9 protein-coding genes are annotated in these 9,745 nt (G+C 67.1%); 2 read left to right on the top strand and 7 right to left on the bottom strand.

Annotation, left to right across the window (positions count from 1 at the left end):
- Positions 1-1,652: CocE/NonD family hydrolase (locus tag ACWDU1_RS23460; RefSeq protein WP_450001555.1), on the top strand; the 1,652-nt coding region annotated here is incomplete at its 5' end.
- Positions 1,649-2,113, top strand: coding sequence for a DUF3237 domain-containing protein (locus tag ACWDU1_RS23455; protein ID WP_450001553.1), 465 nt, complete (start codon positions 1,649-1,651; stop codon positions 2,111-2,113). The genes ACWDU1_RS23460 and ACWDU1_RS23455, both read left to right, overlap by 4 nt.
- A gap of 451 nt (positions 2,114-2,564) precedes the next feature.
- Here ACWDU1_RS23455 and ACWDU1_RS23450 read toward each other — a convergent pair whose 3' ends face one another.
- From ACWDU1_RS23450 to mvaD, 7 genes are read right to left on the bottom strand one after another with little or no spacing between them, the layout of a single operon-like run.
- Positions 2,565-3,647 carry a phosphomevalonate kinase gene (locus ACWDU1_RS23450; protein WP_450001551.1) on the bottom strand — a complete coding sequence of 361 codons (1,083 nt, stop codon included), beginning with the start codon at positions 3,645-3,647 and terminating at the stop codon, positions 2,565-2,567.
- 6 nt (positions 3,648-3,653) lie between these two features.
- Positions 3,654-3,881, bottom strand: a complete 228-nt coding sequence (locus ACWDU1_RS23445; RefSeq protein ID WP_450001549.1) for an acyl carrier protein — start codon at positions 3,879-3,881, stop codon at positions 3,654-3,656.
- The gene (locus ACWDU1_RS23440) at positions 3,882-4,844 is read right to left on the bottom strand and encodes a ketoacyl-ACP synthase III (protein ID WP_450001547.1); all 963 of its coding nucleotides are present in this window, start codon (positions 4,842-4,844) and stop codon (positions 3,882-3,884) included.
- Between the two features lie 30 nt (positions 4,845-4,874).
- Positions 4,875-6,047, bottom strand: a complete 1,173-nt coding sequence (locus ACWDU1_RS23435; RefSeq protein WP_450001545.1) for a hydroxymethylglutaryl-CoA synthase — start codon at positions 6,045-6,047, stop codon at positions 4,875-4,877.
- Complete coding sequence (locus tag ACWDU1_RS23430; RefSeq protein WP_450001544.1) at positions 6,044-7,108, bottom strand: hydroxymethylglutaryl-CoA reductase; 1,065 nt, start codon at positions 7,106-7,108, stop codon at positions 6,044-6,046. Before ACWDU1_RS23430 ends, ACWDU1_RS23435 begins: the two co-directional genes overlap by 4 nt.
- An 8-nt stretch (positions 7,109-7,116) precedes the next feature.
- Positions 7,117-8,316: a type 2 isopentenyl-diphosphate Delta-isomerase gene (fni, locus tag ACWDU1_RS23425; RefSeq protein WP_450001542.1), complete on the bottom strand. Its 1,200-nt coding sequence runs from the start codon at positions 8,314-8,316 to the stop codon at positions 7,117-7,119.
- Complete coding sequence (mvaD, locus tag ACWDU1_RS23420; protein ID WP_450001540.1) at positions 8,313-9,356, bottom strand: diphosphomevalonate decarboxylase; 1,044 nt, start codon at positions 9,354-9,356, stop codon at positions 8,313-8,315. Before mvaD ends, fni begins: the two co-directional genes overlap by 4 nt.
- Positions 9,357-9,745 lie beyond the last annotated feature (389 nt).

The following is a 9,745-nucleotide window of genomic DNA, read 5'->3' as shown; positions in this document are numbered from 1 at the left end:
TACAAGCCCGCACGATCCGAGGGCTCGCGCCCGGTCCGTTCGACATCACCGTGCGCAAAGGACTCCGCGTGCCGATGGACGACGGCGTCGAACTCCACGCCGACCTGATCACCCCGCTCGGCGATCCCGACCCCCGGCTGCCGGTGATCGTGATCCGTGGACCCTACGGCCGCAGCGGCCCGGTCGCGGGGCAGGCCTGTGCGCTGGCCCGCGAGGGGTTCACGGTGCTGTTCCAGAGCTGCCGGGGCACCTGGGGTTCCGGCGGTGTGTTCACTCCCCAGATCGATGAGCAGCGCGACGGTGCGGCCACGCACCGCTGGGTCCGGGCGCAAGCCTGGTGCCGGGGGCCGGTGGCCACCTTCGGCACCAGCTATATGGGTTTCACGCAGTGGGCCGTCGCCGGAAAGCTGCAGCGCGACGACCCGGCGCACGCACCCGACGCGCTCTGCCTGATCACCACCATGCCCGATTTCGGCGCGATCACCTGGGACAACGGCGCTTTCGCACTGCGCAATGCCCTCGGCTGGACGCAGATGATGGACCGGATGGCCCACCGGAAGTTGCTGGCGCTGCTGCTGGGGCAGCTGAGACCCGATCCCGCGCTCGAACGCGGTTTCGGCACCCTCCCGCTGGCCGCCGGCGATACCGCCGCGACCGGGCACCCCGTGCACTGGTATCAGGATTGGGTCGCGCACGAGCGCTTGGACGACGAGTACTGGACCCAGCAGTCACATACCGCGTCGGTCCCCGACGTCACCGCGCCGGTATACATGATCAGCGGGTGGTACGACATCTTCCTGCCGTCGCAGTTGCGCAATTACGCTCAGCTCGCCGCGGCCGGGCGGCCACCCCGGCTCACCCTGGGCCCCTGGGGACATCTGTCCCGCGGGATGGGCGCTCCCGCGGTCGGTGAAACCGTCGAATTCCTGACGGAGCAGTTCACCGGCGTCCGGACCCGGCGGGCGGCACCGGTCCGGGCCTATCTCACCGGCGCCGGCGAATGGCACGACCTGCCGGCGTGGCCGCCGGCGGACACCGCCGCCGAACCACTGTTCTTGCACGGGGCGGGCGGCCTCGGCGCCGCGCGTCCGGACGGCGGTGTCACCTCCTACGTCTACGACCCCGACGACCCGACACCGGCGGTCGGCGGTCCTTCGCTGCTACCGAATTCCGGCCCGGTGGACAATTCCGCCCACGAACGCCGCACCGATGTCGCAGTGTTCCGGGGCGAACCGCTGACCGCCGCGGTCACGGTCGCCGGTGAACCGGTGGCCCGGATCCGGTTCCGGTCGTCACAACCGAGCGCCGACCTCTTCGTCCGGATCTGTGATGTCCACCCCGACGGCCGCTCGATGACCGTCTGCGACGGTATCCGCCGGATCGGCGGTATCGCGGCCGGAGCCACCGACCCGGCTCCCGACAGCGACGGATTCCGCGAGATCGAGGTCCGACTGTGGCCCACATACCACCGATTCGCCGCGGGTCACCGCATCGCCGTGCAAATCAGTTCCGGTGCCCACCCCCGATATGCCCGCAACCCCGGTTCGGGCGAACCTGCCGCCACCGCCGCGCGGACCTACCGCGCCACCCAGGAGATCTCCCATGCCGGGGCGGCGCCGTCGCGGATCGACCTACCGGTGCGGTCGTCGTGATCGCCCCCGCCGAACCGGGTCTCGAGCCCGCGTTCCACGTGGCAGCACGGTTGGGGCCGATCGAGGACCACGGTCCGACCCGGGCCGGGCATCGCCGTGTCATACCGATCGTCGGCGGGTCGGTGACCGGAGCGCTCGAGGCGGAAATTCTTGCGGGCGGGGCCGATTGGCAGGTGGTGCGCCCGGACGGCACCATCGAGATCGATACCCGGTACTCCGCGCGCGGCGCCACCGGCGGCTACCTCCACCTGCGCACCTCCGGTGTGCGCAGCGGATCGCCCGAAGTGCTGGCGGCGCTGGTACGAGGGGAACAGGTAGATCCGTCCGACTACTACTTCCGTCTTCTCGTACACGTCGAGACAGCGGATCCGGCCTACTCCGAACTGGAACGGTCGCTCTACGTCGCGTCCGCGGTCCGGGACGCCGACCTCGTCCGCTACACCGCCTATCGCGTCACCTGATCGAGCGGCCCCGCCGGTCGTGGCACTCAACCACACCACACGAACGGTCGAAGCCGAAGCCATCCCCAAACCGCCCGTGGGCGCAGTGGTTGTGTCCGGAGGGGGAATCAACCACTACGCCCACGCGCTCACCGAGCACCACATCCTGCATATCGAATAGCGAACGGATACACGTCCCTTCCTGACAGATCGGAAGCTCCAGGTCCGTGGCCCGGGCAGCGGCACCATGAGTCCGACTGCGCCGCCGAGGTAATGCCCCGGCTCGCCGGCCGAAGCCGACAGCGACACCCACCCCCGCGATGGTCCAAGCACGAAAATAGGCTCGAGCCCGGAGAAATCCCGTGGGGTTGTTGACGTGTCCGGAGCGGGGCGCAGGCCCGCATCGCCGGATCGGCCGGATGAGGTGCGTGACGCGGTGAGAATTCAGGTCAGCAACTGCTCGTCGAGCGAGCTACTCACCGAGGTGCACCCCCACCGGCACGGGCTGGATGCCGACGGCAAGCCACCTGTGTAGCACGTCCGCGGCCACGCCGGGGCACTCGCTGTCGAGGACAGCGATACCGCAGTCACCGCCACCGGCCCCCGACGGCTTCGCGGCCGCCCCGGCACTTTCCGCTTCCGCACACAGGACGTTCAAGCGGCTGGTACGGATGCCGAGGTCGCAGCGTGTGTCGAGTGCGTAGAGGAGTTCGCGAGCCGAGCGGATCCCGGACCGGACAGCGGGCACATCGTCGTCGCTCAGCGCCTCCACCAGATAGTCCACGGCTGTCCTGCTACCCGCAAAGAATTCGGACCAACCGTCGATCCGGTGCCGCCGGGTCCCGGTTCTCGCAGTGAGTGCCGGTGTCGACGCGGGACGACCGGTCCATCCGACCAGTATCTCGACCCGCTCGGGCGGTGCTATCTGCCGCACCGCGAAGCCCGGCCAGGGTATGCGCAGTGCCGCAGTGACCGAATCGTCCCGCGCGAGCGCACGTACGCGATCCCGATCCGGACTGTGGTAGACAATCCAGCCGCCCCACGTAGACGCGGCGATATCGCCACCGGAACCGTTCGGGCCGACCATGAGAGCGGCCAGCATCGCCAGACGATATCGGTCGGGGTAGTCCAGGTGCAGCCGGTAGAACGCCGCCAGCGCGTCGACTGTAGCTACCGTCACCGCGGCACTGGAACCCAAGCCCAGTTTCCGCCTACCTTCGGTCAACCCGTCCCCCTCAGCGGTCAGCATGAAGGAGCGCGGTCGCCCCGCCGATTCCGTCACTAACCGTTCCACCACCGCCACCGCCGCAAGGACGTACCCGAAATGCTCTGGGTCCTCGCCGGGTACCGGCACGAGGCGTCCGGAACAGCGCGTACACCGCAGCGTGCTCCCCCCGCCGAGATCCGAGGAGAGCACCGTCGTATCGGTCGAGCTCTCACTGACGGTTACGGTGGCGTAGCGGTTCACGGCGACCAGGACAGCCGGCTGCGCCGGTCGTAGCACGGCGTATTCACCGGCGATGAACAGTTTGCCGGGCGCACGACGGGTGATCATCGCCGCTCAGGAACGGTCGTGGTTCACGCGGACGGCCAAATCGTTCAGTGTCCGCAGGCTTTCGGCATCGGCATCGGAGATCTCGATATGGAACGCGTGTTCGACGCGGGCCAGCAGCGCGCTCATATCCATCGAGTCGACGCCCTGGTCCTCCAGGGGAATATCGGCCCGCAGCGCGTCGATATCCACTTCGAAACCCGTCATCAGTTCGGCGATATCGCGGGTGGTAGTCATCTAGTTCTCCTTTTCGGTGGAGCGGATAAGACAGGTCCCCCAGGAAAAGCCCACACCGAAGCCGCTCAGGACGATGTCGGTGGGCGGCTGCCGCCGTAGACGTGCGGCCAGCATCAGGGGGATCGACGACGAAACCGTATTGCCGTACTCGGCGATTTCGAAAGGCAGCCGACTCTCGTCGACTTCGAGATCGTCACGCAACGTGTCGATGATGCGCTTGGAACCCGGGTGCACGAGGAACAGATCGATATCGCCGATCGTGAGGTCGTTGCGCGCGAGTACCCGCCGGATGCTGCCGGGGGCTTCCCGCGCCGCGTTGAGAAACACGCCCCGACCCTGCATCGTGAGGCGATCCGTATCGAACCGGAGGACCGACGCCGTACCGGGCGCGGTACCGAAATCGGCATCGACCACCCGGTATCCCCCGGCACCAGCCGTGCAGTACGAGGCGGTGGCCCCGTCGCCGAAGAGCAGAGCGGTATCCCGGTCGTGTGGGTCGACGATATCGCTGTAGGGGTCGCAGGTGAACAGGAGCGCGTTGTCGAATCCGAAGCGGTCGGCAAGGGTGGTCACCACCGCCAGTGCATGGGTGTATCCGGCGCAGCCCTGGGACAGGTCGAAGGTCATGCACTGTTTCGACAATCCGAGCTTCTCGTGCAGGATCGCGGCGGTGTGCGGTATGCGCGTATCCGGGTTCTGTGTGACGACACAGCAGAGTCGGATCGCGGCTGGATCGATTCGGGTATGGTCGCGCAGGTCGGCGAATGCCTCGACACAGAGGTCGCTGGCCGGCTGACCGGGTTCCTTCAGGGCGCGGGTGGTGATGCCGATCTTGTCGCTCAGGAACTCCTCGGTCACCTCCAGTGCGGCCGCGGCCGCCGAATTCCGCAGCCGCCGGGCGGGGAGGTGAGTGCCGACGGCGGTCAGTGCGATCGCCTCGGACTCGGCTGTTCTACTACGCACGGGAATCCTCCTTTCCAGGTGCCGGGACTGTCACCGGGCTTCGTAGACCCGCGCATGACCGTCGATCGCGGCCAATCGGAACGGTGCCTCGGTATCCATCGGCAGTGTGTGGTTGCCCGGTCCGTCTAACGCCGAGTAAGCGCTGTACAACTCGCGGTAACGGTCGTAACCGATCGGCTCACGACCGCTGACGAGCTCGCTGCCGACGTCGGTTCGCAGATGCTTCCGGTATTCCGCGACCGGTGTCACGGAGAAGAATTCGGCGACACAGCCCGATCCGTAACTGAGCATGGCGATCGGCGTATCGGTGAGGTCGCCGCCGTGCTCGACCAGTGAGGCCAGGGCCAGGTAGAGCGAGGCCGTATAGCTGTTGCCGAGCACCCGGTTGTAGTGGGTGGTGGGTGCCAGGGCCGCGGCAAGACTCTGGCGGGTGGCAGCACCGCCCTGGGTTCTCAGCAGATGCCGGTGCGCCTTGTAGGCCATCTCGGTGAACGGCTGGTGGTAGCAGAATGCAGCGAATTCGTCGATTTCGCGGCCGCCGCTGTCGCGGTAGTCGGCGAACGCGTGCTCGGCCGCGGTGAGATAACTGCTGATCGAGAGCTTGCCGTCCACGATCGGTGTCGCGCGGTGGTTCGGCCGCCAGAAATCGTGCACATCGGCCGAGTACAGACCGGAAACAGGGTCCACCGTGGCGAGGGCGGGGTCCGCAGCGACCAATAACGCGACGGCACCGGCGCCCTGGGTGGCCTCGGCGGCAGTGTCGAGATCGTAGCGGGCGATATCTGCCGCGATGACCAGGATCTGCTGTGCCGGGTCGCGGGCGACGAGTCCGACGGCGAACTGGAGCGCGGCGGTGGCGGCATAACAGGCCTGTTTGAGTTCGATCACGCGAATACGGCGGGGTAGGCCCAGTAGTGAATGCAGATACAGACCGGCTGATTTCGACTGATCGACCCCGGACTCGGTCGCGACCAGTACGGTGCTCAGTTCCGCGCGGCCGTGCCGCGCGAGAATCGGTGCCGCGGCGGTGGCCGCGAGGGTGACGATATCTTCGTCGAGAGCGGGAATGCTCATCGCGTCCTGGCCGATGCCCTTCCGGTACTTGGCCGCGTCCACGCCCTGGTGGTGGGCCAGGGTGGCATGCTCGAGGACGTAATGCGTGGTGGCCGCCGACAGGTCGTGGATTCCGATCGGGGTGGTCATGACTTCTCCCCTCGCTGAGCTCGTTCGCCGCGGCGTTCGAGCCTGGTGTGCGCTCGCATGAGTTCGCCGGGATTGGTCTGAGCGGCCAGTAACGACAATTCGCCGCACAGCACGACAGCCGCCGCGATGGCCGCCAACCGGCGTGCGTTCTCCCCCGCAGCCCGCGTTTCGCGGCAGCCGAGACGGAGCAGAGCATCGTCGACGAACGGGTGGTGTTTACCGTTTCCCACGGTCCCGACCACGAGATTGGGCACGGTGCAGGAGAAATGGAGGTCACCGTCGCGGTCTTCCGCGTAGGTGATCCCCTGCGAGCCTTCGACGATATTCGCCGCGTCCTGCCCGGTGGCCAGGTAGAAGGCGAGCAGCATATTCGCGTAGTGGGCATTGGCGGTGCGGACACCGCCGGCCAGAACGGTGCCGAGCAGATTCTTCCGGACGTTCAGAGTGGTTATGCGCTCGGCGGTGGTGTGCAGTCGTCGCTCGACCTCGCGCCCCGGCACAGTGATCTCGGCGACCACGTTCTTACCGCGCCCCAGGATGCCGTTCACGGCGCCGGCCTTCTTGTCGGTGCAGAAATTCCCGGATACCGAGCCGTATCGGAGCTCGGGGTATTCCGCGAGGATCCAGGTGAGGAGCCGATCACCGGCATGGGTCGTCATATTGTGGCCCGCGGCGTCCCCGGTGGTGAATTCGAATCGGAGGAACAGCAGTTTCCCGGCGACCTGGTGGTGCATATCGATCAGATCCGCGTAGCGGCTGGTCGTCGCGACCACCTTGCGCAGTTCCTCGAAGCGACGCCGCAACTGCTCGGTCACCTGATGTGCGTCGCCGGCGTTACCGGCTTCGAGCAGGACCGATCGGCTCATACGATCATCGACGACGGTGGCGCGAATACCCTGTTCGGTCAACCGCGATAGGCGTGCGCCGCGACGGACCGACGGCCACAGCGGTGTTTCGAACGTGGCCAAGGGTACGTCGAGTTCGTCCGTGGCGGCATTGCCGGTGATCCGGATGGGCCCCACCCAGGCAAGTGGAATGCTCGCGTGTTCGCCGATCGCCATATCTGAACTCACCGCCTTCCGGTCGGAGTGTGGAGGGCAGTGGCCGCATGCTCGGCAGGAATCCCGCAGAGTGCCGGACTGTCGCATTCCGTGGACGGAGACGGGCCGCGGCGGGCGTATGCCGTTGTACCGATTCCCACCGCGCGGCAGAAATCCGCGACGCCACCCGTGAGCACCAGATCCGCGTGGGTCAGCGCCCGCGGCGAACGCGCCCCGAGCACGGTCATGATCGAGGTGAGCTGGTCCAGCCAGCCACGGATGGCCGCGATCAACGCGTCCAGCCCGCGGTCGAGCAGGAGTGTCAGGAAGGTGCCGGCAACACCGGTCGCGCGGGCCCCCAGTGCCAGGGCACGGGCGGTATCCAGTGCGGACCGGACACCGCCCGAGGCGATGACATCGATCCCGCGCAGCTGGGTGGCGTCGAGGAGACAGCACGGCGTCGACTGGCCCCAGCCCGCGAGAAAGTCGAAGTCCTCGCCGGCACGGCGGCTGTTCTCGATTCGCGCGAAGTCGGTTCCGCCACTGCCACCGACATCGGCTACCGCAACTCCCAGATCGCGCAGTAACGCGATGGTTTCCGCACTGAGACCGAAGCCCACCTCCTTCACGATCACCGGCACCTCGATACTTCCGGCCACCGCCTCGATCTGTCGTGGCCAGCCCGAGAAATCCCGGTCTCCCTCAGGCATCACGATCTCCTGCACGGAGTTGAGATGTATCTGCACGGCGTCGGCTTCGAGCAGGTCCACGGCACGACGTACTCGGTCGACGGGGGTCGCGGCGTTGACGTTCGCCATAACGATCCCGCGCGGATTTTCCTGCCGTAGCGGAAGGTACGTATCGGCGACCGACTCGTCGCGGAGATAGGCACTCATCGACCCGGACCCGATGGGCAGCCCGGTTTCGGCAGCCGCGACAGCCAGTTGGCGGTTGATCGATCCGGTCCGTGCGCTCCCGCCGGTCATCCCGTTGATATACAGCGGTGCGGGCCAGCTCATTCCCGCGATTTCACAGGTCAGGTCGACCTCGGCACGGTCGATGCCGGCAAGAGCGTGATGGCGGAAGTTCACGGAGTCGAAGTCATTGCTGCCGATACCCCGGCGGTGCTGTTCGGTCGCGAACCGAACGTGCTCGTTCTTGCGATCACCGATCGCTGGTGGTTCGTCCATGATGTCCTCTCGGTAGCAGCTCTGTTGCGGGCTCGTCATCGGTTCAGCTCGGAAACGTTGACCCCCGGCCCCTGATGCGCGACGCGTACTTCCGCCACGCCGTCCACTTCGCTCAGCTCCGCCACCACGTGTTCGGCGTCGCGCCGCGCGCAGAGCACCGCGACATTCGGGCCGGCGTCGATCGTGGCGTAGGCGGGAACGCCCGCCGCCCGTATCCGGTCGACGCGATCCAGAACGCTCAGCGAGCGGGGCGCGAGGTAACGGATGGACGGTCGGGCAGAGAGCATGGTGGCGTGCATACCGAGGGCGTTCTGTTCGGCGATCGCACCCATCTCGGTCAGGTCCCCCGCGTCGAGCGCGGCCTGTATCTGTTCCAGCGCGGTGTTGTTGGACCGGGCCCAGGACCGATACAGCGGCGAGGTTGCAATCGACTGGCGCATCGCGGTCCGGCTGGGCAGAGTTTTCGGTCCCGCGTCGACGACGGCAATGACCATGGCCGGGTCTATATCGGCGTGCACCGGTTCGGCATAACAACTCTCGTCGCCGGCCGCCCCGAACCCGGCCCCGGCGTGCCACAGGACGAAACCGCCGAAGATCGAGCGGCATGCCGACCCCGAGCCGCGTCGTGCCAACCGGGACAGCGTCCGCCGGTCCAGCCGTAACCCGTAGGCGGCCGACGCCGCGGCCGCGAGAGCGGCGAACCCGCTGGCCGAGGACGCCAGGCCCGCACCTGTGGGGACGGTGTTCTCGGTGATCACCCGGGCCCGCTCGGAGCGTCCCGCAAGATCCCGGACGAGATCGAGGAACCGTTCGACCCGTATCCGGGTGCGCGCCTCGGTGCGGCGACCGTTGAGCCGCACGGAATCCGTTGCGGCCCGTTCCCGGAGCACCACCCGCGTGGTGGTGGGGAAAATGTCGAGCGTCATCGAGAGGCTGCCGGTTACGGGCAGGATCAGCTCTTCGTCGCGTTTACCCCAGTACTTGACCAGTGCCATGTTCGGGTAAGCCACCGCGAGCGCACCGGTATCGGGGCCGCGCCGGTCTTCTGTGGGCGCTGGGGCCGGTTCTTCTCTGCTCATCGCGGACTTTTCTCGGTAGCGTGGCCCGGGCCTCGATTACTCCGGTTCCATGGAACGCCCCCGTGGGCAGTGGGCACGAGTTCGCCGGGCGGGCCCACTCGATCGTTGGCGGTCTCGATGAAGCGCATTGCTCGGATTCCTCTGCATTCGAATGAACTCAGGTGCGGAATGGCGACTACCGCACCACTACTCGCACATCCGCGATCGGTCCTCTCCAGGCTCACTCGCCGGCCAACGGCGCGGAAGACCACCCGACGCATGATCGGAATGCACACCGGGAATGCCGCACTGCTCTCATGCTGGGCAGGATCTGGGATGCGTAGGTGCGCACAGCACAGCACAAATGCGCTCGGCGCATGGAAAGCATGCGCGCGGCACCGTTGTGCGCG

This window comes from Nocardia sp. NPDC003345 (genome assembly GCF_053589395.1).
Note: the sequence above shows the minus strand (reverse complement) of the source record. Positions and strands in the feature narration are given on the sequence as shown.